General features: G+C 59.8%; 26 protein-coding genes and 1 other RNA gene. 14 read left to right on the forward strand and 13 right to left on the reverse strand.

Features of this window, described 5'->3' with window-relative positions; translation table 11 throughout:
• Nucleotides 1-72: 72 nt before the first annotated feature.
• From HU724_RS27075 to HU724_RS27090, 4 genes are all read right to left on the reverse strand, one after another.
• Nucleotides 73-1,290: a 2-octaprenyl-3-methyl-6-methoxy-1,4-benzoquinol hydroxylase gene (locus HU724_RS27075; RefSeq protein ID WP_186569762.1), complete on the reverse strand. Its 1,218-nt coding sequence runs from the start codon at nucleotides 1,288-1,290 to the stop codon at nucleotides 73-75.
• A 108-nt stretch (nucleotides 1,291-1,398) separates the two neighbouring features.
• A complete protein-coding gene (gene ubiH, locus HU724_RS27080) occupies nucleotides 1,399-2,586 on the reverse strand; it encodes a 2-octaprenyl-6-methoxyphenyl hydroxylase (RefSeq protein WP_186569749.1) in 1,188 nt (395 codons plus the stop codon).
• Entirely contained in the window at nucleotides 2,583-3,917 is a 1,335-nt protein-coding gene (gene pepP, locus HU724_RS27085; protein WP_186569750.1) for a Xaa-Pro aminopeptidase, read from the reverse strand. The genes ubiH and pepP overlap by 4 nt, the downstream gene beginning before the upstream one ends.
• 27 nt (nucleotides 3,918-3,944) lie before the next feature.
• Nucleotides 3,945-4,505, reverse strand: a complete 561-nt coding sequence (locus HU724_RS27090; RefSeq protein ID WP_123441789.1) for a YecA/YgfB family protein — start codon at nucleotides 4,503-4,505, stop codon at nucleotides 3,945-3,947.
• A 125-nt stretch (nucleotides 4,506-4,630) separates the two neighbouring features.
• Between HU724_RS27090 and HU724_RS27095 the strand changes: the two genes are divergently transcribed.
• The 4 genes from HU724_RS27095 to HU724_RS27110 all read left to right on the forward strand — a co-directional run bounded on the left by HU724_RS27095 (nucleotide 4,631) and on the right by HU724_RS27110 (nucleotide 6,049).
• Complete coding sequence (locus HU724_RS27095) at nucleotides 4,631-4,840, forward strand: TIGR02449 family protein (protein ID WP_186569751.1); 210 nt, start codon at nucleotides 4,631-4,633, stop codon at nucleotides 4,838-4,840.
• Nucleotides 4,837-5,154, forward strand: a complete 318-nt coding sequence (locus HU724_RS27100) for a cell division protein ZapA (protein WP_016772632.1) — start codon at nucleotides 4,837-4,839, stop codon at nucleotides 5,152-5,154. The genes HU724_RS27095 and HU724_RS27100 overlap by 4 nt, the downstream gene beginning before the upstream one ends.
• Before the next feature lie 30 nt (nucleotides 5,155-5,184).
• Nucleotides 5,185-5,363: non-coding RNA, 6S RNA (gene ssrS / locus HU724_RS27105), on the forward strand.
• A gap of 80 nt (nucleotides 5,364-5,443) precedes the next feature.
• Complete coding sequence (locus tag HU724_RS27110; protein ID WP_186569752.1) at nucleotides 5,444-6,049, forward strand: 5-formyltetrahydrofolate cyclo-ligase; 606 nt, start codon at nucleotides 5,444-5,446, stop codon at nucleotides 6,047-6,049.
• Nucleotides 6,050-6,083: 34 nt separating this feature from the next.
• Here HU724_RS27110 and HU724_RS27115 read toward each other — a convergent pair whose 3' ends face one another.
• Nucleotides 6,084-6,239 (reverse strand): hypothetical protein, encoded by a 156-nt coding sequence (locus tag HU724_RS27115; protein ID WP_024014743.1) that lies wholly within the window; start codon nucleotides 6,237-6,239, stop codon nucleotides 6,084-6,086.
• A gap of 197 nt (nucleotides 6,240-6,436) precedes the next feature.
• Here HU724_RS27115 and HU724_RS27120 point away from each other — a divergent pair, with 197 nt between their 5' ends.
• Entirely contained in the window at nucleotides 6,437-6,889 is a 453-nt protein-coding gene (locus HU724_RS27120) for an EVE domain-containing protein (protein ID WP_186569753.1), read from the forward strand.
• 141 nt (nucleotides 6,890-7,030) lie between these two features.
• On the opposite strand, the gene HU724_RS27125 is transcribed toward HU724_RS27120, so the two are convergent.
• The gene (locus HU724_RS27125) at nucleotides 7,031-7,438 is read right to left on the reverse strand and encodes a flagellar basal body-associated protein FliL (RefSeq protein WP_056791694.1); all 408 of its coding nucleotides are present in this window, start codon (nucleotides 7,436-7,438) and stop codon (nucleotides 7,031-7,033) included.
• A gap of 150 nt (nucleotides 7,439-7,588) precedes the next feature.
• On the opposite strand from HU724_RS27125, the gene HU724_RS27130 reads away from it, so the two are divergent.
• The 3 genes from HU724_RS27130 to HU724_RS27140 all read left to right on the forward strand — a co-directional run bounded on the left by HU724_RS27130 (nucleotide 7,589) and on the right by HU724_RS27140 (nucleotide 11,259).
• Entirely contained in the window at nucleotides 7,589-8,566 is a 978-nt protein-coding gene (locus tag HU724_RS27130) for an NADPH:quinone oxidoreductase family protein (RefSeq protein WP_186569754.1), read from the forward strand.
• A gap of 160 nt (nucleotides 8,567-8,726) precedes the next feature.
• Nucleotides 8,727-10,997, forward strand: coding sequence for a pyocin-S2/colicin E7-DNase domain-containing protein (locus tag HU724_RS27135; RefSeq protein WP_186569755.1), 2,271 nt, complete (start codon nucleotides 8,727-8,729; stop codon nucleotides 10,995-10,997).
• The gene (locus HU724_RS27140; RefSeq protein WP_186569756.1) at nucleotides 10,987-11,259 is read left to right on the forward strand and encodes a bacteriocin immunity protein; all 273 of its coding nucleotides are present in this window, start codon (nucleotides 10,987-10,989) and stop codon (nucleotides 11,257-11,259) included. The genes HU724_RS27135 and HU724_RS27140 overlap by 11 nt, the downstream gene beginning before the upstream one ends.
• 39 nt (nucleotides 11,260-11,298) lie before the next feature.
• On the opposite strand, the gene HU724_RS27145 is transcribed toward HU724_RS27140, so the two are convergent.
• Nucleotides 11,299-11,892: an energy transducer TonB gene (locus HU724_RS27145; protein WP_225927648.1), complete on the reverse strand. Its 594-nt coding sequence runs from the start codon at nucleotides 11,890-11,892 to the stop codon at nucleotides 11,299-11,301.
• 334 nt (nucleotides 11,893-12,226) lie between these two features.
• Between HU724_RS27145 and glpT the strand changes: the two genes are divergently transcribed.
• Entirely contained in the window at nucleotides 12,227-13,576 is a 1,350-nt protein-coding gene (gene glpT / locus HU724_RS27150) for a glycerol-3-phosphate transporter (protein ID WP_024014747.1), read from the forward strand.
• Here the strand turns inward: glpT and HU724_RS27155 are convergent.
• The 6 genes from HU724_RS27155 to HU724_RS27180 all read right to left on the reverse strand — a co-directional run bounded on the left by HU724_RS27155 (nucleotide 13,552) and on the right by HU724_RS27180 (nucleotide 19,740).
• Nucleotides 13,552-14,220, reverse strand: coding sequence for a gamma-glutamylcyclotransferase (locus tag HU724_RS27155; RefSeq protein ID WP_186569758.1), 669 nt, complete (start codon nucleotides 14,218-14,220; stop codon nucleotides 13,552-13,554). The two genes, glpT and HU724_RS27155, sit on opposite strands and share 25 nt — an antisense overlap.
• A gap of 184 nt (nucleotides 14,221-14,404) precedes the next feature.
• Nucleotides 14,405-15,373: a CDP-6-deoxy-delta-3,4-glucoseen reductase gene (locus HU724_RS27160; RefSeq protein WP_186569759.1), complete on the reverse strand. Its 969-nt coding sequence runs from the start codon at nucleotides 15,371-15,373 to the stop codon at nucleotides 14,405-14,407.
• Entirely contained in the window at nucleotides 15,373-16,839 is a 1,467-nt protein-coding gene (gene ubiD, locus HU724_RS27165) for a 4-hydroxy-3-polyprenylbenzoate decarboxylase (RefSeq protein WP_039757427.1), read from the reverse strand. The genes HU724_RS27160 and ubiD overlap by 1 nt, the downstream gene beginning before the upstream one ends.
• Before the next feature lie 236 nt (nucleotides 16,840-17,075).
• The gene (gene rho / locus HU724_RS27170; protein WP_057712815.1) at nucleotides 17,076-18,335 is read right to left on the reverse strand and encodes a transcription termination factor Rho; all 1,260 of its coding nucleotides are present in this window, start codon (nucleotides 18,333-18,335) and stop codon (nucleotides 17,076-17,078) included.
• A 247-nt stretch (nucleotides 18,336-18,582) separates the two neighbouring features.
• Entirely contained in the window at nucleotides 18,583-18,912 is a 330-nt protein-coding gene (gene trxA, locus HU724_RS27175) for a thioredoxin TrxA (RefSeq protein WP_003206727.1), read from the reverse strand.
• 120 nt (nucleotides 18,913-19,032) lie between these two features.
• Nucleotides 19,033-19,740, reverse strand: a complete 708-nt coding sequence (locus tag HU724_RS27180) for a FadR/GntR family transcriptional regulator (RefSeq protein WP_186569760.1) — start codon at nucleotides 19,738-19,740, stop codon at nucleotides 19,033-19,035.
• A 256-nt stretch (nucleotides 19,741-19,996) separates the two neighbouring features.
• Between HU724_RS27180 and HU724_RS27185 the strand changes: the two genes are divergently transcribed.
• From HU724_RS27185 to ppx, 5 genes are all read left to right on the forward strand, one after another.
• Nucleotides 19,997-20,782: a transporter substrate-binding domain-containing protein gene (locus HU724_RS27185; RefSeq protein ID WP_016772623.1), complete on the forward strand. Its 786-nt coding sequence runs from the start codon at nucleotides 19,997-19,999 to the stop codon at nucleotides 20,780-20,782.
• A 21-nt stretch (nucleotides 20,783-20,803) separates the two neighbouring features.
• Nucleotides 20,804-21,472, forward strand: coding sequence for an amino acid ABC transporter permease (locus tag HU724_RS27190; protein WP_122612308.1), 669 nt, complete (start codon nucleotides 20,804-20,806; stop codon nucleotides 21,470-21,472).
• Nucleotides 21,469-22,119, forward strand: a complete 651-nt coding sequence (locus HU724_RS27195) for an amino acid ABC transporter permease (RefSeq protein WP_016772621.1) — start codon at nucleotides 21,469-21,471, stop codon at nucleotides 22,117-22,119. The genes HU724_RS27190 and HU724_RS27195 overlap by 4 nt, the downstream gene beginning before the upstream one ends.
• Nucleotides 22,106-22,843 (forward strand): amino acid ABC transporter ATP-binding protein, encoded by a 738-nt coding sequence (locus HU724_RS27200; protein ID WP_007911148.1) that lies wholly within the window; start codon nucleotides 22,106-22,108, stop codon nucleotides 22,841-22,843. Before HU724_RS27195 ends, HU724_RS27200 begins: the two co-directional genes overlap by 14 nt.
• A gap of 207 nt (nucleotides 22,844-23,050) precedes the next feature.
• Complete coding sequence (ppx, locus tag HU724_RS27205) at nucleotides 23,051-24,553, forward strand: exopolyphosphatase (protein WP_101161519.1); 1,503 nt, start codon at nucleotides 23,051-23,053, stop codon at nucleotides 24,551-24,553.
• The last annotated feature ends 152 nt before the right edge of the window (nucleotides 24,554-24,705 follow it).

The following is a 24,705-nucleotide window of genomic DNA, read 5'->3' on the forward strand; positions in this document are numbered from 1 at the left end:
CCCACATTGGAATGCATCTCAACTGTGGGAGCGAGCCCGCTCGCGAAGGGGCCATCAGCCTCAATGAGGCGGTCAGGGTTTTGCCAGAGCTGGAAGATCCCCGGTCAACCCCAGCGCCTCGCGCACAAACAACGCCTTCGCCTCGGGCATCTGCTCGACCAGTTTCAACCCGGCATTGCGCAACCAGCGCAGTGGCAGTGGGTCGGCCTGGAACAACCGCTCGAAGCCTTCCATCGCCGCCATCAGCGCCAGATTGTGTGGCATGCGCCGACGCTCGTAGCGGCTCAGCACCTTCACGTCTGCCAGTCGCTCACCGCGCTCAAGCGCTTGCAGCAACACTTCCGCCAGCACCGCTGCATCGAGGAAACCAAGGTTCACGCCCTGCCCCGCCAACGGGTGAATGGTGTGCGCCGCATCACCGATCAACGCCAGGCCTTCAGCGACATAACGTTTGGCGTGACGCTGACGCAGGGGCACGCACAGACGCGGGTCGGCGCTGATCACTTCACCGAGGCGCCCCTCGAAGGCTCGCTCCAGCTCAGCGCAAAACGCAGTCTCCTCGAGTGCCATCAGGCGCTCGGCTTCAGCCGGTGTGGTCGACCAGACGATCGAGCACCAGTCCTGCTGACCATCACGCTCCAGCGGCAAAAACGCCAATGGCCCGTGATCGGTAAAGCGCTGCCAGGCGGTTTTGCGGTGCGGCTGGCTGCAGCGCACGCTGGTGACGATGGCGTGATGCAGATAATCCCACTCGCGAGTCGCCACCCCAGTGAGACGGCGCACCGCTGAATTGGCGCCGTCCGCCGCGATCACCAGCGGTGCGCGCAAGGTGCGGCCATCGGCCAGGGTCAGCAGCCAGTCGTCGCCGGAGCGACGCATCTGCTCCAGCCGCGCATTGGCCAACATGCCGAGGTCGCAATCATGCAAACGCTCGAGCAGCGCATCCTGGACCACGCGATTTTCGACGATGTGGCCGAGCACATCGGCATGCACACTGCTTGCCGAGAAATGAATCTGCCCGGTGCCGCTGCCGTCCCAGACGTGCATGTCGGTGTACGGGCTGCTGCGCCGCTGGGCGATGCCATCCCAGACACCGAGGCGTTCGAGGATGCGCTGGCTCGCCGCCGACAATGCACTGACGCGCGGTTCGAACGCCGCTTCGGCATCGAATGGTTTCACGCTCAGCGGGCTGCCGTCGAGCAGCAGCACTTCCAGCCCACTGTCCTGTAGCGCCAGCGCCAAGGCGCTGCCGACCATTCCGGCTCCGACAATCAGCAGATCTGCGCGCATTTCCATGCTTAAGCCTGTCTCGCTTGCGGCATTAGCCGCACGTAAAGAGTTTTACCGAACGCGCCAGTGGGCGACGCGCTCATGAAAGTAAACGTGCCAACCAGCCCCTCAAGCATCCGGGCGCGTTCCCAAGCCCATCGCCTGCCGGGCGAACCAGCGCTTGGCCGGTGGCAGCAGGTCGAGGCCGAGCAGGCCGAGATTGCGCCCCAGCGACACCAGCGGCTGGCTGCTGCCGAACAGGCGCGTGACCTGATCGGAGAAGCCCACCGTCAGGTCCTGATCGAGGCGCTGCCGTTCGCGATAGGCCTGCAAGGTGGCGAAGTCGCCCAGCGGCTTATCACTCGCCAGCAGCGCGGCAGCCAAGGCGTCGGCGTCACGCAGCGACAGGTTGAAGCCCTGGCCGGCGATCGGGTGCAGGCTGTGTGCGGCGTTGCCGAGCACGGCCAGATGCGAGCGCACCTGTTCTTCTGCTTCGATCAGTGACAGCGGGTAAAGATGCCGTGCGCCGACCTGCTTCAGGGTGCCGAGGCGGTAACCGAACACGCCTTGCAGCTCGCTGAGAAAATCACGCTCGCTCAATTCAGTCAGACGCTGCGCATCCATGCCCAGTCGCGTCCACACCAGTGCGCAGCGATTGTCCGGCAACGGCAGCAGGGCCATCGGCCCCTCATCGGTAAAGCGCTCGAAGGCCATGCCGTTGTGCGCTTCACTCGGGGTGATGTTGGCAATCAGCGCGCTCTGGTTGTACGGGCGCTTGCGCACGTTGATGCCCAACTGTTCGCGCAACCCCGAGCGGCCGCCATCGGCGAGCACCGCGAGGTCGCATTCAAGGGTGGTTTCATCGTTGAGGGTCAGGCGATAGCCCTCGGCCAACGGTTCCATGCGCATGACTTCCGCCGGACAGCGCCACGTGATCACGTCTTTGTCGAGGTGTTGCCACAGGCACTGGCCGAGCCAGGCGTTTTCCACCACGTAACCGAGCGCTGGCACACCCTCTTCCATCGCCGACAAGCGCGCGGTGGAGAAACGGCCACGGTCGGAGACATGAATCTGTTTGATCGGCTCGGCGCGGCGGGAAATTTCCTGCCACACGCCCAGGCGCTGATAAATCTGCCGCGAGCCGAACGACAGCGCCGAAGAGCGGGCGTCGTAGCTCGGCTGCCAGCTGTCGCCGGGAGCGAACGGTTCGATCAGGACGATTTTCCAGCCCTGCGTCTTGGCCCCGGCCTGCAACGCCAACGCCAGACTGGCGCCGACCAGACCGCCACCGATGATTGCCAGATTGACTCGACTCATGCTGCGTGTGTCCTTGCTTGTGCCATCAGCGCTTCGATCTCGGCGACGGTTTTTGGCACGCCGCTGGTGAGGATTTCACAGCCGGACCGGGTCACGACCACGTCATCCTCGATGCGCACGCCAATGCCGCGCCATTTCTTCGCCACGTTCTGATTGTCCGCCGCGATGTAGATGCCCGGCTCCACGGTCAGCGCCATGCCGACCTCGAGCACGCGCCATTCGCCGCCGACCTTGTACTCGCCGACGTCATGCACATCCATGCCCAGCCAGTGGCCGGCGCGGTGCATATAGAAAGCCTTGTAGGCTTCGCTGGCGATCAACTCGTCAACCTCACCGTGCAACAAGCCAAGCTTGACCAGACCTGCGGTGATCACCCGCACCGTGGCTTCGTGCGCCTGGTTCCAGTGCTTGTTGGGGGCGATCTCGGCGAACGCCGCTTCCTGCGAAGCCAGCACCAACTCGTAGATCGCCTTCTGCTCCGGCGAAAACTTGCCGTTGACCGGCCACGTGCGGGTGATGTCGCTGGCGTAGCAGTCGATCTCGCAACCGGCGTCGATCAACACCAGATCGCCGTCCTTGAGCAACGCGTCATTCTGCTGGTAATGCAGGATGCAGCTGTTGCGCCCGGCGGCGACGATCGAACCGTAGGCCGGCATCTTCGCCCCGCCCTTGCGGAATTCGTAGTCCAGTTCGGCTTCGAGGCTGTATTCATGCAGCCCCGGACGACTGGCCTGCATCGCGCGGATATGCGCCTGCGCCGAAATCCGCGCGGCTTCGCGCATCACCTTCACTTCTGCCGCCGATTTATACAGGCGCATGTCGTGCAGCAGATGATCCAGGGCAACGAATTCATTCGGCGGCTGCGCGCCGAGGTGCGCCTTGGAGCGGATCACGTTGATCCAGTCCATCAAATGCCGATCGAATTCCGGGTTGCTGCCCATCGCCGAATACACCCGGTCGCGGCCTTCGATGAGGCCCGGGAGAATGTCGTCGATGTCAGTAATCGGAAAGGCGTCGTCGGCGCCGTACTCGCGGATCGCGCCTTCCTGCCCTGCGCGCAGGCCATCCCACAATTCGCGTTCGGCGTTGCGTTCACGACAGAACAGGATGTACTCGCCGTGCTCGCGGCCGGGCATCAGGACGATGACGGCTTGTGGCTCGGGAAAACCGCTGAGGTACTGAAAGTCGCTGTCCTGACGGTAGACATGCTCGACGTCGCGGTTGCGGATGGCCACCGCGGCGGCGGGCAGGATCGCGATGCTGTTGGGTTCCATCTGCGCCATCAGGGCCTTGCGGCGACGGCTGTATTCCGCTTTGGGGATATGGGTCATGGGCAGATGGCTTTCCCTGGTACGCGATTAATGCAGCGACGGTTTGGCGGCTGGCGGCACATCGGCTTTTTTGGTTTCCGAGAACAGCAGCAACGGCGCGACGCGCAGGTATTCCATGACTTCCATGTAGTCGGATTCGCCGTCTTCGGATTCTTCCAGCGCGTCCTGCACCTGGGAAATAGCGGCCAGATCCTGCAGCACTTCGGTGGCTTCGGTGCTGAGCATGCTGCTGTCGCGGCAGTTCAGGCCGAAACCGCTGAGAAAGCCCTGGCACCACTCGCCCAGTGCAGCAGCGCGGTCGGCCAGCGGCGCATCGTCGGTCGGCAACAGCAGAACGACAGTGACGTCGTCGCCGGTCAGCTCGCCTTTGACCATCTCCTGCAGGCCGATCAGGGCGTTGCGGACGTTGTCCTGGATCTCGCCTTCGAGCAGTTCGGCGGCGTCGATCAGCCAGCCTTCGTGATCGAAGCCGGCCCCGGCGCAACTGCGCCCGAGCAGCACGCCGTGCAGTTCGGCAGGCGAGACGTTGTGGCCGCTGGCAGTCAGCAGGGTGGCAAAGGCTTGGTACGGGGAATTCGCAATGGTCATGGGCAGCTAGGCGCCAGACGGCGCTATGTCTAGAATGAAGGCCTTGTATCCTACATCGACAGCCCCGCCAAGACCATTAAAGGCTGTCCGCCAGTCACCATCCATCAGACGAACACGTGGACCCAATGGAAGACACCGACCTGCAAGCGCTGATGGCCAGACTCGAACTGCTGATTGGCCGAGTCGAGCAACTTAAGAGTCAAAACGCACTCTTACAAGCTCAGGAAAAAACCTGGCGCGAGGAACGCGCTCACCTCATTGAAAAAAACGAAATCGCCCGGCGTAAGGTCGAATCGATGATTTCGCGCCTCAAGGCCCTGGAGCAAGACTCATGAGTTCAAGCAATAGCGTTACCGTGCAGATCCTCGACAAAGAGTATTCGATCATCTGCCCGCCGGAAGAACGCAGCAATCTGGTCAGCGCCGCCCGCTACCTGGACGGCAAGATGCGCGAGATCCGCAGCAGCGGCAAAGTCATCGGCGCCGATCGCATTGCCGTGATGGCCGCGCTGAACATCACCCACGACCTGTTGCACAAAGAAGAGCGCCCTGACATCCAGGCCAGCGGTTCGACCCGCGAACAGGTACGCGACTTGCTCGATCGTGTCGATCTGGTCCTGGCCGACGATCAGAACACCGCCAAGGGCTGATTCGACTGACAGCTTGAGGTATACTCGCGGCACTCCCTGGGGTGCTTGCCAGTTGACGATGTCCCGGAGCCGATTCGCACTACCCTGGAAGTTGCACGTTGGGCTGGTGTGCATGTCCGCTAGACGGAAAGCCTTAAAGTCTACTGCTTCTTCCACCTTGAACTTTCGGGTTCAAGGGCTGAGTTGACAGCGGTTCATCCGGGGAGCCTGATTCGAATCCGATGTCGGTGTATGCCGACATCGGATTTTTTATGCGTACGTTTTTGCATCAACCTGCCGAAGCCGAACCATGACCGAACCCGCGCTGCTGTCCCGCCCGCAACTCCGCCGCCTGCTGCGCAAGGCGCGCCGCGCACTGACGCCAGGCGAACAACGCCAGGCTGCCAAAGGCCTGTTCCGGCAATTGGCGCAAGACCCGCACTTTCGACGGGCAAAACATATCTCTCTGTATTTGCCCACCGACGGTGAAATCGATCCGCGCCTGCTCCTGCGCGAAGCCCAGCGTCGCGGCAAGGCGACTTATCTGCCGGTACTCAGCGCGTGGCCACGAACGAAAATGGTCTTCCAGCGCATCCGGCCCGGCGAAAAGCTCACGCCCAATCGCTTCCGCATCCTCGAGCCCCGGGCCAATCTGGCTCGGCAACGCAAGGTCTGGGCGCTGGATCTGGTGTTGTTGCCGCTGGTGGGATTTGACGATGTCGGCGGGCGCCTGGGCATGGGCGGCGGATTTTATGATCGCAGCCTCGCCTACCTCGCCCGGCGCAAGAACTGGCGCAAGCCGACGCTGCTGGGCCTGGCCCATGAATGTCAGAAGGTCGAACGTTTGGCGCAGGCGAGCTGGGATGTCCCGTTACAAGGCACGGTCACCGATAAGGCATGGTATTTCGCAGAGTAGACGCCGCAGGGATAGCGGCGTCGAAGAGACAGGTTCAGCGTTTGAAAGCGGTCGACTGTTGCACCTGTTGCGCCACTTCAATCGGCGCGTCGGTCTTGTTCGCCCACAGGCTCTGCGCGTAACCGGTGGTTACCACGCCCAGGCCAAACAAAATTACCAAAGTCCATAGCAAATCCGGTTTGCGTTTCATCGATTGCCCCCCTCAAGGCACATCATCACGATGACAGCAGCGGTTTCCGTTCGTAGGCCGTGCAGCAGCGTCAAGCTTTAAAGGCCGGCATTTTGCGGCAACGTGAACCTGTGCGCAAACGCTGACGTCAACCGACTGTCGGTTTGTCATAAAATTGCCCGACAACCTGCCCAATGACCGCTTCAGGAGCATACGACATGGCCTACTGGCTGATGAAATCAGAGCCCGACGAACTCTCGATCAAGGGTCTGGAAAAGCTCGGCAAGGCGCGCTGGGACGGGGTTCGCAACTATCAGGCACGCAACTTCCTGCGGGCGATGGCGGTCGGTGACGAGTTCTTTTTCTACCATTCCAGCTGCCCCGAGCCGGGGATTGCCGGGATCGGCAAAATTATTGAAGCAGCGTATCCCGATCCGACGGCGCTGGAGCCAGACAGTCACTACTTCGATCCGAAAGCTACGCCGGAGAAAAATGCCTGGAGCGCGATCGATGTCGAGCATGTCGAGACGTTCAAACGGGTGTTGAAGCTCGATTATCTGAAGCAGCAGACGGCGCTGGCGGAGCTGCCGCTGGTGCAGAAGGGCTCACGGTTGTCGGTGATGCCGGTTACACCAGAACAGTGGGCGGCAGTCATCGCGCTCAAACCCTGATTCATTTTTGCCTGATAAATAGCTTTCGCGAGCAGGCTCGCTCCCACAGGGTTATTCGGTGAATGCAAAAATGTGCATCACCACCAATCCACTGTGGGAGCGAGCCTGCTCGCGAAGAGGCCTGCCCGGACAGCGAATGAATTACTGAATGATCAGGTTGTTGAACAACAGATCCTCAACAACAGGCTTGCCGGTCTCGTCATTCATGACCTGCTGGGTCTGCTTCAACGCTTCCTGCCGCAGCTTTTCCTTGCCTTCAATGCTGCCCATCGCCTCGGTCGACTGCTGAGTGAACAGCGCCACCAACTGATTGCGGATCAGCGGCTCGTTGGCCTTCACCAGTTTGGTCGCCTCTTCGCCGGTTACGCGCAGGGCCACATCGGCCTTGTAGACCTTGAGCTTGGCGGTGCCGTCCAGGCCATAGTTGCCGACGAACGGCGGGCTCAGGGTGATGTAATTGACCTTCGGCGCCTCGCCTTCTTTGGCTTCTTCGGCCAGTGCTGCCACAGGCAGAGACAGGGCCAGCAACAACATGATCCACGCTTTCACAATTCGCTCCTTATCCGGTTTGCGGCCTAGCATAACGACCCGCCGCGCAAGCACAAGCTTATGGCTGACTATCAGGGCCGGGCATGCTCGTTGACCCGTTGATTCACACACCTACACTTATCGGCCATCACTCCCAAAGGAATAGCCCTGATGAAAGCCGTGCTGTGCAAAGCCTTCGGCCCTGCCGAATCGCTGGTGCTGGAAGACGTCGCCAGTCCTGTCGCCAAAAAGAATGAAATCCTGCTGGACGTGCACGCCGCCGGAGTCAATTTCCCGGACACGCTGATCATCGAGGGCAAGTACCAGTTCAAACCGCCCTTCCCGTTTTCGCCGGGCGGTGAAGCGGCGGGCGTGGTGCGTGAAGTCGGCGAAAAGGTCAGCCATCTGAAAGTCGGCGACCGGGTCATGGCCCTGACTGGCTGGGGCAGTTTTGCCGAGCAGGTTGCGGTGCCGGGCTACAACGTGTTGCCGATTCCGCCGTCGATGGACTTCAACATTGCCGCTGCATTCAGCATGACCTACGGCACGTCGATGCACGCGCTCAAACAACGCGCCAACCTGCAACCGGGCGAAACCCTGCTGGTGCTCGGCGCATCCGGTGGTGTCGGCCTCGCCGCCGTGGAGATCGGCAAAGCCATGGGCGCCCGGGTGATCGCCGCCGCCAGCAGCGCCGAAAAACTCGCGGTGGCCAAGGCTGCCGGCGCCCATGAACTGATCAACTACAGCGAAGCCAGCCTCAAGGACGAGATCAAACGCCTAACCGACGGCCAGGGCGCCGACGTGATCTACGACCCGGTCGGCGGCGACCTGTTCGACCAGGCCATCCGCGCCATCGCCTGGAACGGCCGCCTGCTCGTAGTCGGCTTCGCCAGCGGACGCATCCCGGAACTGCCGGTCAACCTCGCCCTGCTCAAAGGCGCGGCGGTGCTCGGCGTGTTCTGGGGCTCCTTTGCCCAGCGCCAGCCCCAGGACAACGCAGCAAACTTCCAGCAGCTGTTCGCCTGGTTTGCCGAGGGCAAGCTGAAACCGCTGGTATCGCAGGTCTATCCGCTGAGCAATGCCGCGCAGGCGATCAATGATCTTGGCCAGCGCAAGGCTGTCGGCAAGGTTGTCGTTCAGGTCCGCTAAGGATAGCTTCGTCAGGGCCGGTTAGATCCGCAGGATTTATCCGGCCTGTTTTGAAATCACCTGTGCAACCCCCAGGTAACCATCAGGTGGTAGCTATATACCGCAGTTGTTTCAACCGATCACAGTAACTTGGTCCAATACAGAAAAAAGGAGTAACTGTATGAGTGACCAAAACTGGCGACCAGGTTACACAGAATTAGACACCACCCACATCATCGGAAATAGAACCCAAACTTATTCACCAGACTCTGAAGGTGGAGGCTACGACCGTACTGGCCGAACAAGAAATAGAAGCCGAACTGGCTCTGACTTGTTCAGCCAATTATCAAGGCAAGATATCGCCGAAATAAATGAAGCCATTTTCATTTCGCAGACGGTTCAATACATTGAGGCAAGCAAAGCAACAATCGCACATGACCACGCCGTAAAATCCAGCCAACTTTCCGCCACTCTTCAATCCGATATCAACGCAGTCACTGCGAGCCTTGGCGGTGTGAATGGAGTTACGCCGGTCGAGGCAATTACGCGCCAACGGACAGCACTAATTCATCTGATACATACTAAAACTGCAGAGCAAAAAGATAATCAGACAAGAGCAAATGCATTTTATGGTGCTGATCCGCTGACCCGCACTCAACAGGATCTGATCAATGTCTATCTCCACATACCCGCGTCGGACGTCCTTCACAGATGGACGGACGCTTACACATCTGCTTTCGCAGCACAACGGAATGCTGAAGAACTAAGGCAACTGACGCACACGCTTCATGCCTTGTCTTATCAGTTAACACAGGCCTACCAGACAGAGGCACAGCGGGTTGCCAGATTGCAAGCGCAAGCGGCAGCGCAAGCTGCGAGAGCAAAAGCTGAAGCTGAAGCTGAGCATGCTGCCAAAGTCGCGGCGCAGATTGTGCAAGCAAAGGCCGACGCCGAGCAAGCGAACAAAGTCGCCGCACAGATCGCGCAAGCTGAACAAGAAGCCAGAGAGGACGCACTGTGGGAAGAGCAACAAAAGCAAGCCAAGCAACGCAAAGCAGAACAAAACGCCGAGCGAAGAAAAAAGCAGGTCGTAGCGTCGGTTGTTGCTTCCGAGTTCGATTCGAAGCTGCGTCAATTCTCTCTGAACCGGCCAGAGAATATCGATGAGAAACTGCGCTGGATAAAAGACCAGTATCAAGCGCTCCATGCCGCCTACTTCGCAGTGTCCAAAGCGGAGAGCGAGGTCGGTGGTTTTTATCGAGCGCCGGGACACGAGGACCGTTGGAACGCATTGAATAATGCGCAAAAAGAAATCAAGGTGTTAATTCGCGAAAAACACAAAATCGACGTAGTACAAATGCCCTTAATCGGCGGCGCGAATGCTGCTGTTCGCCCCATCATCACTTCCGCAGACGGTTTGATTACCGGGTATGAAGGCTCAACTTTCTCTTTTGCTAAAGCACTCGGGGCCCTGAATGATTCGCGCGCCGCTCTGACCGGTGGACCAATCGGCGTCTTTCTAGCTTCAGTTTTCTACACGCCAACACTTGGTAACGGCGAGCTACAGCGCAATCCCGTGGTAGTCACCATACCGCTGTCTCAGTTTTACCCAGAGCGTGAATATTCCCCAGTCGGAAGATCTACTCTCCTCTACTGGCTGAGGCATCGCGTAGTGTCATCCGTCCGAGGAGAACACACACAACTTTATCTTGAGTCGCCCAAAAACAGCTTTGGAGTGCGGGTCAGGCAAGCCAGCTTTGACCCCCAAATGAAACTTTACACGTTCACCACCGAAGGCTTGATCCCAATAACGCTGACCTGGACTCCTGAGTCACCGCCAGGTGCAGAGCTATTAAACAGCACCAACCTGCCGGCTACCGACCCCAGTATTCGAATTTATCCCGGAGCGAGAGTCACAAAAATCGAGGGTCGAGTAGACGAACACCCCTTCTGCGACGTTGCCGGCCCGGATGATTACATTCTGGAGTTTCCGATAGAGTCGGGGATCGAATCGGTCTACATGATGGCCACTCGTGGTGGCCCGCGTTATGAGCCGGGGATGGCCACCGGCACAGGGGAGATGGTTGGCGAAAATTGGTTGGATAGCGCGGCACAATCAAGCGGCTCGCCGGTGCCTGCACAGATTGCCGATCAGTTGCGTGGGCTGGAATTCAGGAATTTTGATAGATTCAGGGAAAGCTTCTGGAAAGCGGTTGCGGCGGATGAGTTGCTACGGCGGCAGTTCGGTAAAGTCGATTTGGAGCAAATGGCCAATGGCGCGGCACCTTATGCTGAGCCTCTGGACACCGTCGGCGGCAGAGAAAAAATTGAAATACACCACAAGCACCGAATTGCTGATGGCGGAGAAGTATATGGACTGGAAAACCTGAGGATCCTAACGCCAAAAGCGCATATAGAACTGCATAAAAAGGAATTAGACAATGAATTTTAAAGATAAGTTAGAAGATTATACAGAGGCTGAGTTCTTAACTTTCTTGAAAGGCTTTTTCGAGAATGACAGCGGCCTTTCAGGCGACGCATATAGCGAGTATTCCGCTAAGCGGATGCGACATTTTGAGGAAGTCACAGAACACCCAAGAAAGCGACTGGTTTTAACTCGTCCGATAGGACGCGAAGACAGCCCAGAAGGGGCGCTTGAGGAAATCAAGGAATGGCGCAAAGCAAACGGCAAGCCGGGATTTAAGGCAGAGTAACGCCCACAGCGCCACTCGATGGCGCTGTTTCGTATCGAATCAAAGCAACTCACGAATCTCCGCCGGCAAAAGGCTCATAAATTTGCGCGTCGGATTGTCCCGACAGTTCGTGAAAATTATTGGTACTTGTTTATTCATCTTCGCAATCATCGCCAGACGTTGCTCATTCGAAAATTGGCGCTGGAAGAAAATATTCGACAGATAACCGCGGATGTTATGGAACGGCAGCGCGTCGACCCACGAATATTCGGCCGCATTGGCCAGGTATGAATTGACGTCCCGACAACTCAAGCCCTTGATCCATTGATTGATGCCCTTGGGCGCTTCCAGGCGGAAGGCCAGCGGCGCGATAACCTCCTGCTCGGGCGGTTTATCGCCCGCCACTGTCCATGGCCTGAACCGCCAGCGCTTGACCGCCGCCGATGCTGATTCTGCCAGTGCCGGATGATCGCTCTGCAGAACACTGACCTTGTTCACCGAACCATCGGCCTGCACCGTGAACTCAACTCGCACATCGCCGGTGATCCCGGCCCGCTGCAATGCCTGCGGATAAATCGGATCGGGATGGGACTCGGGTATCAGAAACAATTGCCCTGCCTGACTCGCAGTGGCTAACACCAACAGCAGCAGCATGCCTATCCAGTTCATATCGCTCCCTGCGCTCGCTTCGAGCTTGGAAAAGCAAACAGGTTAGGGCGCCGCTGCAGGCTTGAGCAGTTGATGACGTCCCGTTCGCGCGCAGGAATTTTCCTAAAGACATGCCCTAAATTGTTCTGAAAAACCGCAGAAACAGGGCTCAGTAACTATTCCCACAACGACCCGTTCTTATTTCTGAGCGACATGTTCATAAAGGAACGCTCCACCGCCCAAATTTCCACTGTTTTGCCAACGTCAAGCAATGCTATTTTCGGTAACGAAACTGTAACATTCGCATCCGCAGTCAAAACAAGAAAACTGGAGCTCTTGAATGTTTGCTTTCTTTCGTCCTGCCGCACATCAGGCTCCATTGCCTGAAGAAAAAATAGACAGCACCTACCGCCGCCTGCGCTGGCAGATCTTCGCCGGTATCTTTATCGGCTACGCCGGTTACTACCTGCTGCGCAAGAACTTCTCCCTGGCCATGCCTTACCTGATCGACGAAGGCTACAGCCGTGGCGACCTTGGTCTGGCGATGTCGGCGATCGCCATCGCTTACGGTCTGTCGAAGTTCCTCATGGGCCTGGTGTCCGACCGTTCCAACCCGCGCTTCTTCCTGCCGTTCGGTCTGCTGGTCTCGGCCGGGGTGATGTTCATTTTCGGTTTCGCGCCGTGGGCAACGTCCAGCGTGACGATGATGTTCATTCTCCTGTTCATCAACGGCTGGGCGCAGGGCATGGGCTGGCCGCCAAGCGGGCGGACCATGGTGCACTGGTGGTCGCAGAAGGAACGCGGCGGCGTGGTGTCGGTGTGGAACGTGGCGCATAACGTCGGCGGCGGTCTGATCGGCCCGTTGTTCCTGATCGGCATGGGCCTGTTCAACGACTGGCACGCGGCGTTCTACGTCCCGGCAGCAGTCGCACTGGGCGTAGCGGTGTTCGCCTTCATCACCATGCGTGACACCCCGCAATCGGTCGGTCTGCCGCCAATCGAGCAGTACAAGAACGATTACCCGGAAGGCTACGACGCCAGCCACGAAGACGAATTCAGCGCCAAGGAAATCTTCGTCAAATACGTGCTGCGCAACAAAATGCTCTGGTACATCGCTCTGGCCAACGTCTTCGTCTACCTGCTGCGCTATGGCGTGCTGGATTGGGCGCCGACGTATCTGAAGGAAGCCAAGGGTTTCACCGTGGATAAAACCTCGTGGGCCTATTTCTTCTACGAGTGGGCAGGCATCCCGGGCACGCTGCTGTGCGGCTGGATGTCGGACAAGATCTTCCGTGGCAACCGTGGCCTGACCGGCATGGTGTTCATGGCCCTGGTGACTGTGGCGACTCTGGTGTACTGGCTGAATCCGGCCGGCAACCCGATGGTCGACATGATCGCCCTGCTGTCGATCGGCTTCCTGATCTACGGCCCGGTGATGCTGATCGGTCTGCAAGCGCTGGAACTGGCGCCGAAGAAAGCCGCCGGTACCGCAGCGGGCTTCACTGGCCTGTTCGGTTATCTGGGTGGTTCGGTCGCGGCCAGTGCGGCGATGGGCTACACCGTCGACCACTTCGGCTGGGATGGCGGTTTCGTGCTGCTGGTCGGCGCTTGCCTGCTGGCGATGGCCTTCCTTGCGCCAACGCTGTGGCACAAGCAAGTCGCCAGTCAGAGCCGCGAAGCGGTCGCCTGATCGCTGTGTGATTTACAGCGCTTGAGCCGCGCCTCCAGATTGCGGTCTGGCATGGCGTGGCTGCGCAGGGCGTGCGCGGTCCGCTCGACATAATCGCGAGTGGTGCCGTAACGCCCGCTGGCGCTGGCGAACACCTGGCTGAGCACATGATCCGGCAAGTTGCCGGCATAGCTCGGCAGGTGACGCTCCAGCACGAAGCCCAAGGCCTGCACCTGAGTGCCATCTTCGAGCCGGCAATTGAGCCAGTGCGGGCGATACGAGGGAAACGGCATCTCACGTTTCCACAGGGCATAAAGCGCGGTATCGAGATTGTCTTCCGGCAAGCGGTAGGCAAAGCCACTGCATGAACCGCCACGATCCAGACCGAACACCAGACCGGGCATTTCCGGCGTACCCCGATGCTCGTGGGACCACAGGTACAAGCCGCGATGGTAGCCATGCACGCGACCGCGCATGCGCTCGACTGCCGTGCATTCCGGGCGCCAGATCAGCGAACCATACGCGAACAGCCACACCGGCCCGCCCTTGTGGCGCGCCATGGTCGATTGCATGGAAGCGAGAAGTTGTTCGTGCGTCAGCTGCGGCCCAAGATCGAGCCGCGGAGGGTAAGCCAGGTTCAGAATTGCGTTTTCAATGGCGCTCATGGCGAATAGCGTTCAGCTCCCCGCGGGTGAAGAATTACTTAATAGAACGCACCGCTGTAACAATAAGGCACATATGTTTTAAGGCAAATTAAGTGCCACTGCTTAATTGCCTGATCGATATATAACCTAGCGGTATTTGCCTAATTAGATAAATACCGATCGGCTATATACCAAGTTATAAGTCTCAGGAGCGCGGCGCGTAGGCGAACACATCGGCGCGCATCTGATGCGCATCCATGCCCGCCTCGACCAGCGCGTCCAGGGTGCCGTAAACCATCGCTGGCGACCCGCTGGCATAGACATGCAGCGGTTTCAGATCAGGGAAATCTTCGCAAACCGCCTCGTGCAACATCCCGCAGCGCCCCTCCCAGCCGCACTGGTCGCTGACCACTTTGTGCAGGAACAGATTAGGCAGCTTCAGCCATTCGTCCCAGTGCTCGATCTGATAAAAATCTTCCGGGCGGCGTACGCCCCAATACAGATGCACTGGATGCTTGAAGCCTTCGGCGCGGCAATGTTCGATCAGACTGTGAATCTGGCCCATGCCGGTGCCGGCGGCGATCAACACCAGCGGACCGTCGGGCAGCTCCGCAAGGTGAGTGTCGCCAAAGGGCAGCTCGACACGCACCAACGGGTTGCGTTGCAGCTGCTCGATCAGGCTTAACGCACTGGTTTCGCGCGCCAGCACATGGATTTCCAGATCCCGCCCGCCGTGGGGTGCCGAAGCCATGGAGAACGCCGACTTCTCACCGCTCTCGCGCTCGATCATCAAATATTGCCCGGCGTGATAGCGCGGCGGCTTGCCCGCCGGTGCACGCAGACGCACGCGCCAGGTATCGCCGCCGACCTCGCGGCAATCAATGACCTGACACGACAGGCTGCGCACCGGCAGCTCACCCCGTGCGAGCACGCCATCCCATAGCAGCACGCAGTCTTCCAGCGGTGCGGCGATGCAGGTGTAGAACTCGCCATGATCGTGGACTTTGCCGGCCTGCTCGACGCGGCCCTCCACCAGCAGCGCTGCACACACGTGGCAATTGCCGTTGCGGCAGCTTTGCGGGCAGTCATAGCCCAGGCGCCGCGCGCCGTCGAGAATCCGCTCACCGGGCTGTATCTCGAGCACTGCTCCGGAAGGCTGCAGGGTTACACGCATCAATCTATTCCTAACTGATTCCAGATGGCATCGATCCGTTGGGTGACGGCGTCGTCCTTGACGATCACGCGGCCCCACTCGCGGGTGGTTTCGCCCGGCCACTTGTGGGTGGCATCCAGGCCCATTTTCGAGCCCAGGCCGGAAATCGGCGAGGCGAAGTCGAGGTAGTCGATCGGCGTGTTGTCGATCATCACCGTGTCGCGCTTGGGGTCCATGCGCGTGGTGATGGCCCAGATCACGTCGTTCCAGTCGCGGGCGTTGATATCGTCGTCAGTGACGATAACGAACTTGGTGTACATGAACTGTCGCAAAAACGACCAGACACCGAGCATCACGCGCTTGGCATGCCCCGGATACGACTTCTTCATCGTCACCACGGCCATGCGGTACGAGCAGCCTTCCGGCGGCAGGTAGAAGTCGGTGATCTCCGGGAACTGCTTCTGCAGGATCGGCACGAACACTTCGTTCAGCGCCACGCCGAGAATCGCCGGCTCATCCGGCGGACGGCCGGTGTAAGTGCTGTGATAGATCGGTTTGATCCGGTGGGTGATGCGCTCGACGGTGAACACCGGGAAGCTGTCGACTTCGTTGTAGTAACCGGTGTGGTCGCCATACGGGCCTTCGTCGGCCATTTCGCCGGGATGAATCACGCCTTCAAGAATGATTTCGGCAGTGGCCGGCACTTGCAGATCGTTGCCACGGCACTTGACCAGTTCGGTGCGGTTACCGCGCAAGAGCCCTGCGAAAGCGTATTCGGAAAGGCTGTCCGGCACCGGCGTCACGGCACCGAGAATCGTTGCCGGATCGGCGCCAAGGGCCACGGACACCGGGAACGGCTGGCCCGGATGCTTCTCGCACCACTCGCGAAAGTCGAGAGCACCGCCACGATGGCTGAGCCAGCGCATGATCACCTTGTTGCGGCCGATCACTTGCTGGCGGTAGATACCGAGGTTCTGGCGTTCCTTGTTCGGGCCTTTGGTGACCGTCAGGCCCCAAGTGATCAGCGGGCCGACGTCGCCGGGCCAGCAGGTCTGCACCGGCAACATCGCCAGATCGACGTCGTCGCCTTCGATGACCACTTCCTGACACACCGCGTCTTTGACCACTTTCGGCGCCATCGAAATGATCTTGCGGAAGATCGGCAGTTTCGACCAGGCGTCCTTCAAGCCCTTCGGCGGCTCCGGCTCCTTGAGAAAGGCCAGCAGCTTGCCGATTTCGCGCAGTTCGCTGACCGACTCGGCGCCCATGCCCATGGCCACGCGCTCGGGGGTGCCGAACAGGTTGCCGAGCACCGGAATGTCGTAACCGGTGGGCTTCTCGAACAACAATGCCGGGCCTTTGGCCCGCAGCGTGCGGTCGCACACCTCAGTCATCTCCAGCACCGGCGAGACGGGAATCTGGATGCGTTTCAACTCTCCGCGCTGCTCAAGCTGCTGCACGAAATCCCGAAGATCCTTGAATTTCATTGACGATGGCACCCTCAAAATAGGCGTACATCCTACCTGCTCTGACGGGCAAACAGCAGCCCGTCATCGCTCGATTGTGGCGCGCGCTGCGGCGAAGGGGCAGGCGTCCAACTCGGGAGCGCGCTGCCGGCGCCGCAGAATCGGCCCATCAACAGATATCGGCGATGGCCGTGAGATTTTTCGGAGCAAAAAAAACGCCCCCTTGCGGGAGCGTTCTTTGTTGAAACGCCAGAGTATTACTTGCGCTTCATCGACAAGAAGAACTCGTCGTTGGTCTTGGTCGTCTTCAGCTTGTCGACGAGGAACTCGATGGCGGCGATTTCGTCCATCGGGTGCAGCAGCTTGCGCAGAATCCACATGCGCTGCAGCTCGTCGTCGGCAGTCAGCAACTCTTCGCGGCGGGTGCCGGAACGGTTGATGTTGATGGCCGGGAACACTCGCTTCTCGGCGATCCTGCGATCCAGAGGCAGTTCCATGTTGCCGGTGCCCTTGAATTCTTCGTAGATCACTTCGTCCATCTTCGAGCCGGTTTCAACCAGCGCGGTGGCGATAATGGTCAGCGAGCCGCCTTCTTCGATGTTACGCGCGGCACCGAAGAAACGCTTCGGCTTCTCCAGGGCGTGGGCATCGACACCACCGGTCAAAACCTTGCCGGAGCTCGGGATCACGGTGTTGTAGGCACGGGCCAGACGGGTGATGGAGTCGAGCAGGATCACCACGTCTTTCTTGTGCTCGACCAGGCGCTTGGCCTTCTCGATCACCATTTCAGCAACCTGCACGTGACGGGTCGGCGGCTCGTCGAAGGTTGAGGCAACCACTTCGCCGCGCACGGTGCGCTGCATTTCGGTTACTTCTTCCGGACGCTCGTCGATCAACAGCACGATCAGGTGAACTTCAGGATTGTTACGGGCGATGTTCGCTGCGATGTTCTGCAGCATGATCGTTTTACCGGCTTTCGGCGGTGCGACGATCAGACCACGCTGGCCTTTGCCGATCGGTGCACACAGGTCGATCACGCGACCGGTGAGGTCTTCGGTGGAACCGTTGCCGGCTTCCATCTTCATGCGCACCGTCGGGAACAGCGGCGTCAGGTTCTCGAAGAGAATCTTGTTTTTCGCATTCTCCGGACGATCGAAGTTGATCGTGTCGACCTTGAGCAGGGCGAAGTACCGCTCGCCTTCCTTCGGAGGGCGGATCTTGCCAACGATGGTGTCACCGGTGCGCAAGTTGAAGCGGCGGATCTGGCTCGGCGAGACGTAGATGTCGTCAGGGCCGGCGAGGTAGGAAGCGTCTGCGGAGCGCAGGAAGCCGAAGCCGTCCTGGAGAATCTCCAGCACGCCATCACCGGAGATTTCCTCGCCGCTTTTCGCGTGTTTTTTCAGCAGGGAGAAAATCACGTCCTGCTTGCGCGAACGGGCCATATTTTCTATGCCCATCTGTTCGGCTAATTCGAGCAGTTCGGTAATCGGCTTTTGCTTGAGTTCAGTCAGATTCATATAGGAATGACGTAATCATTTATGGAGGGGGGAAATTAAGCTTTTGGCTTAATGAGGCCGCGCCGCGGAGAAGGCGACAGGATCGCGAACTAATTCGAAAAGGAGTGCGTCGGCGACGGCTAGCAGGGGGCATTGGAGAAACCAGTGCGGGGCCGAATGTACCACCTGAATTTCGGAGCGTCTAGCCCTGAATACGCAAAAAGCCCCGCGTTTTGCGGGGCTTTTTTTCAGCGTTTTACTGCGACGCTCAGATGTTGGCGTCGAGGAACGCCGCCAGCTGCGACTTCGACAGTGCGCCGACCTTGGTCGCTTCAACGTTGCCGTTCTTGAACAGCATCAGCGTCGGGATACCACGCACGCCATGCTTGGCCGGGGTTTCCTGGTTTTCGTCGATGTTCAGTTTGGCGACGGTCAGCTTGCCTTTGTAAGTCTCGGCAATTTCGTCCAGAACCGGTGCGATCATTTTGCAAGGGCCGCACCATTCAGCCCAGTAGTCGACCAGGACAGCGCCTTCGGCCTTGAGTACGTCGGCTTCGAAGCTAGCGTCGCTAACGTGTTTGATCAGATCGCTGCTCATGGAATTCTCCAGGTTGTAAGCAAAAAAACGTGGCCCATCATAGCCGCCCTTCCCTTGTTCAGGAAGCCGCAGATGATTGAGTGTTGCTATGGCCCTTGATGAGTTTGGGTATAGCTCAACTCACGCCGTGGCGGGAGCGATGAAGGCGATTCCGGTACGCAGGGCGGCGTTGCGCACGTGTTCCTGCATGGCTTTTTGCGCTGCTCCCGACGCACGGCGGGCCAGGGCACGGAGAATCTTGCGGTGTTCCTGCCAGGTTTCCATGGCGCGCTCGGCGCGGATGAACGGCAGTTTCTGGCTCTCGAGGAAGATCTCGGCGCTGGCGGTGAGGATGCTCAGCATCGCCTGATTGCCGCTGGCCAGCAGGATCCGTCGATGAAATTCGAAGTCGAGTTTCGCCGCCGCTTCGAAGTCGCCGAGCTTCAATTGCTCGCGCATGGCCGCAACGTTGTCTTCCAGCGCATCCAGATCGAACGTGCTCAACGTCACCGCCGCCAACCCTGCTGCAAACCCTTCGAGCGCATAGCGCAATTGAAAGATATCCAGCGGTGATGCCTGCGCCGCAAACGACCAGCCTGGCGCGTTGTCGCCGCGCGACAGTTCGACCGGCGACTGCACGAACACGCCTTTGCCCGGCTGAATGCTGACCACGCCCAGTGCACTGAGCGACGACAGCGCTTCACGCAACGATGCGCGGCTGACGCCCAGTTGCAGCGCCAGATCCCGTTGCGAAGGCAACGCGTCGCCGGCACCGAAGCCCTGTTCGGTGATCAGTTTGCGGATCGCTTGCAGCGCCACTTCGGGTACGGCGCGGGAGATCGATTTCATGATGTGCGGACGCGTCAGGGCCAAGGTGCGGCTAGTTGTAAAGCTATTCGTCGAGTCCGGCAAGTCGTGCCCCAGCGGGGTTCGGCGCGTGCAGCCGATGCGCCATCGCAGTGCGAAAACCGAGTTGACTGTTCAGACCAGTAAGACCGAACGAAGCCGCTGCTACCGCGGCCTGCCGGGGCGAAATCCGCCTGTTGGCACGGCCCATGCTCTGTCCGATCGCAACAACCACTTCCCGCCGATCCGGAGATTGTCCATGACCCAGCGTTACAGCGCCCTCCTCGCTTCCCTGTTTGCCGGCCTGCTGCTGTGCCAGGCCCCCGCTCACGCCGACGGTCTGGACGACGTGGTCAAACGCGGCACGCTGAAAGTTGCCGTGCCCCAGGACTTCCCGCCGTTCGGCTCGGTCGGCCCGGACATGAAACCGCGCGGCCTGGACATCGACACGGCGAAACTGCTCGCTGATCAGCTCAAGGTCAAACTTGAGCTGACCCCGGTCAACAGCACCAACCGCATTCCATTTCTCACCACCGGCAAGGTCGATCTGGTGATTTCCAGCCTAGGCAAAAACGCCGAGCGCGAGAAGGTCATCGACTTTTCCCGCGCCTATGCGCCGTTCTACCTCGCCGTGTTCGGTCCGCCAGACGCTGCAATCACCAGCCTCGACGACCTCAAGGGCAAGACCATCAGCGTTACCCGTGGCGCCATCGAAGACATCGAGCTGAGCAAAGTCGCCCCGGAAGGCGTGACCATCAAACGTTTCGAAGACAACAACTCGACCATCGCCGCTTACCTGGCAGGCCAGGTCGATCTGATCGCCAGCGGCAACGTGGTCATGGTGGCCATCAGCGAGAAGAACCCCAAGCGCGTACCGGCGCTGAAGGTGAAACTCAAGGATTCGCCGGTCTACGTCGGTGTGAACAAGAACGAAGCGGCGTTGCTGGCCAAGGTCAACGACATCCTCAACACCGCCAAGGCTGACGGCGCGCTGGAAAAGAACTCGCAGACCTGGCTGAAAGAGCCGCTGCCGGCCGATCTCTGATCGACTGCGCGGGAGACGTTCATGGCTTATCAGTTCGATTTTTTGCCGGTGGTGGAAAACACCGACCTGCTACTGCGCGGCGCCCTGTTCACCCTTGAGCTGACTGCCATCGGCGCGCTGCTTGGGGTCGGCGTCGGGATTGTCGGGGCGCTGGTGCGGGCGTGGCAGATCCGCCCGTTCTCGGCGATCTTCGGCGTCTACGTCGAGTTGATCCGCAACACGCCGTTTCTGGTGCAACTGTTCTTCATCTTCTTCGGCCTGCCGTCGCTTGGCGTGCAGATTTCCGAATGGCAGGCGGCGGTGCTGGCGATGGTGATCAACCTTGGCGCCTATTCGACCGAGATCATCCGCGCCGGCATCCAGGCGATTCCGCGCGGGCAACTGGAAGCCGCAGCGGCACTGGCGATGACGCGCTTCGAAGCGTTCCGCCACGTCGTCCTGCTGCCGGCGCTGGGCAAGGTCTGGCCGGCGCTGAGCAGCCAGATCATCATCGTCATGCTCGGTTCGGCGGTGTGTTCGCAGATCGCCACGGAAGAATTGAGCTTCGCCGCCAACTTCATTCAGTCGCGCAACTTCCGCGCTTTTGAAACCTACGCGCTGACCACCCTGATCTACCTGTGCATGGCGCTGCTGATCCGCCAATTGCTCAACTGGTTTGGCCGGCGGTTCATTGCGAGGAGCAGCCAATGAGCGATTTCACTTTCTGGGACATCCTGCGCAACCTGCTCACGGGCCTGCAATGGACCCTGGCGCTGTCGCTGGTGGCATTCATCGGCGGCGGCCTTGTCGGCCTGCTGATTCTGGTGATGCGCATTTCGAAGAACACCCTGCCAAGCAGCATCGCCCGCACCTGGATCGAGCTGTTTCAGGGCACGCCACTGTTGATGCAACTGTTTCTGGTGTTCTTCGGCGTGGCGCTGGCCGGCATCGAGATTTCACCGTGGATGGCCGCCGCGATCGCTTTGACCTTGTTCACCAGCGCCTATCTGGCAGAGATCTGGCGCGGCTGCGTCGAGGCCATTCCCCACGGTCAGTGGGAAGCCTCGTCGAGCCTGGCGCTCAATCCGCTGGAGCAGCTGCGCTACGTGATTCTGCCGCAAGCGCTGCGCATCGCCGTGGCGCCGACCGTGGGCTTCTCGGTGCAAGTGGTCAAAGGCACAGCGGTGACCTCGATCATCGGCTTCACCGAACTGACCAAGACCGGCGGCATGCTCGCCAACGCCACGTTCGAACCGTTCATGGTCTACGGCCTCGTCGCCCTCGGCTACTTCCTGCTCTGCTACCCCTTGTCCCTCAGTGCGCGCTACCTGGAAAGGAGACTGCATGCCTCTGCTTAGAATTTCCGCCCTGCATAAATATTACGGCGATCACCACGTACTCAAAGGCATCGACCTCAGCGTCGAGGAAGGCCAGGTCGTGGCGATCATCGGCCGCAGCGGCTCGGGCAAATCGACTTTGTTGCGCACACTCAACGGCCTGGAGTCGATCAACGACGGCGTGATCGAAGTCGACGGCGAATACCTCGACGCCGCCCGCGCCGATCTGCGCAGCCTGCGGCAGAAGGTCGGCATGGTCTTTCAGCAGTTCAACCTGTTCCCGCACCTGACCGTCGGGGAGAACGTCATGCTCGCGCCACAAGTGGTGCAGAAAGTACCCAAGGCCAAGGCTGCCGAACTGGCGCGGGAAATGCTCGAGCGAGTGGGGCTCGGGGAGAAATTCGATGCCTTTCCGGATCGCCTGTCCGGCGGGCAGCAACAGCGGGTGGCGATTGCCCGGGCCTTGGCGATGTCGCCGAAGGTGCTGCTGTGCGATGAAATCACTTCGGCACTGGACCCGGAACTGGTCAATGAAGTGCTCAGCGTGGTGCGGCAGTTGGCCAAGGAAGGCATGACGCTGATCATGGTCACCCACGAGATGCGCTTTGCCCGGGAAGTCGGCGATAAATTGGTCTTCATGCACCACGGCAAGGTGCATGAGGTCGGCGATCCGAAGGTGCTGTTTGCCAATCCGCAGACGGCGGAGCTGGCGAACTTTATTGGTACGGTGGAGGCGACAGCCTGAAGATTTTCTGAGGCAGTGATGCCCTCTTCGCGAGCAGGCTCGCTCCCACATGGGAATGCGGTCACCTGTGGGAGCGAGCCTGCTCGCGAATGGCCGCGTCGCGATCCCCAGACTTTCTGCGCTGAATCAACGGTTTGAACCATGCGCGTTGGCGCCAGCGTTTGATCGTGGCACGATGTCGGGGTTATCGACCGAGACCCCCTGACCATGCCGCAATCCCAAGCCAAGAATCTGTCCCTGATCGCCGCAATCGACCTGGGCTCCAACAGCTTTCACATGGTCGTGGCCAAGGCCCAGAACGGCGAAATCCGCATCCTCGAGCGCCTCGGCGAAAAGGTGCAACTGGCCGCCGGCATCGACGACGCGCGCCAGCTCAACGAAGAATCGATGCAGCGCGGCCTCGACTGCCTCAAGCGCTTTGCGCAACTGATCAACGGTATGCCGCTCGGTGCCGTGCGCATCGTCGGCACCAACGCCCTGCGTGAAGCGCGCAACCGTGGCGAATTCATCCGCCGCGCCGAAGAAATCCTCGGCCACACGGTAGAAGTCATCTCCGGCCGTGAAGAAGCGCGCCTGATCTATCTCGGCGTTTCGCACACACTCGCCGACACCCCAGGCAAACGTTTGGTCGCCGACATCGGCGGCGGCAGTACCGAATTCATCATCGGCCAGCGCTTCGAGCCGTTGCTGCGCGAAAGCCTGCAAATGGGCTGCGTGAGTTTCACCCAGCGCTACTTCAAGGACGGCAAGATCACCCCGGCCCGCTACGCCCAGGCCTACACGGCGGCGCGCCTGGAAATCATGAGCATCGAGCACGCCCTGCATCGCCTGACCTGGGATGAAGCCATCGGCTCCTCCGGTACGATTCGCGCCATCGGCCTGGCCCTGAAGGCTGGCGGCCACGGCAGCGGCGAGGTCAACGCCGAAGGTCTGGCATGGCTCAAGCGCAAGCTGTTCAAGCTCGGCGACGCCGACAAGATCGATTTCGAAGGCATCAAGCCCGATCGCCGGGCGATCTTTCCGGCGGGCCTGGCGATTCTCGAAGCGATTTTCGATGCCCTCGAACTGCAACGCATGGACCATTGCGAAGGCGCGCTGCGTGAAGGTGTGCTCTACGACTTGCTCGGCCGCCATCATCACGAAGACGTGCGCGAACGCACCCTGACCTCGCTGATGGAGCGCTATCACGTCGATCTGGAACAGGCGGCGCGGGTCGAGCGCAAGGCCCTGCACGCGTTCGATCAGGTCGCCGTCGACTGGGAGCTGGATGACGGCATCTGGCGCGAACTGCTCGGCTGGGCGGCGAAAGTCCACGAAGTCGGCCTCGACATCGCGCACTATCACTACCACAAGCACGGTGCCTACCTGATCGAGCACTCCGATCTGGCCGGCTTCTCCCGTGAGGATCAGCAGATGCTCGCGCTATTGGTGCGCGGGCACCGGCGCAATATTCCCAAGGACAAATTCGCCGAATTCGGCGATGACGGCATCAAGCTGATTCGCCTGTGCGTGCTGCTGCGGTTTGCCATTCTGTTCCATCACATTCGCGGAACCCAGGCGATGCCGCAGGTGGTGCTGCATGCCAATGGCGACCATCTGGATGTGGAATTCCCGGAGAACTGGCTGGATGAAAATCAGCTGACCCAGGCGGATTTCGGGCTTGAGGCGGACTGGTTGACGCGGGTGGGGATTGTTCTCACGGTGCACTGAGTAACTGGCTGGCATAAAAAAGGCGATCCGTTAGGATCGCCTTTTTATTGGGTTTGGTTTGAGAGCGGCGGTGTAGCTCTCCCCTCACCCCAGCCCTCTCCCGAGGGAGAGGGAGCCGATTTGTACTAGCGTTGAGGCCAGAGTTCGATCAG

This window comes from Pseudomonas iranensis, from assembly GCF_014268585.2.
GTDB lineage: Bacteria > Pseudomonadota > Gammaproteobacteria > Pseudomonadales > Pseudomonadaceae > Aquipseudomonas > Aquipseudomonas iranensis.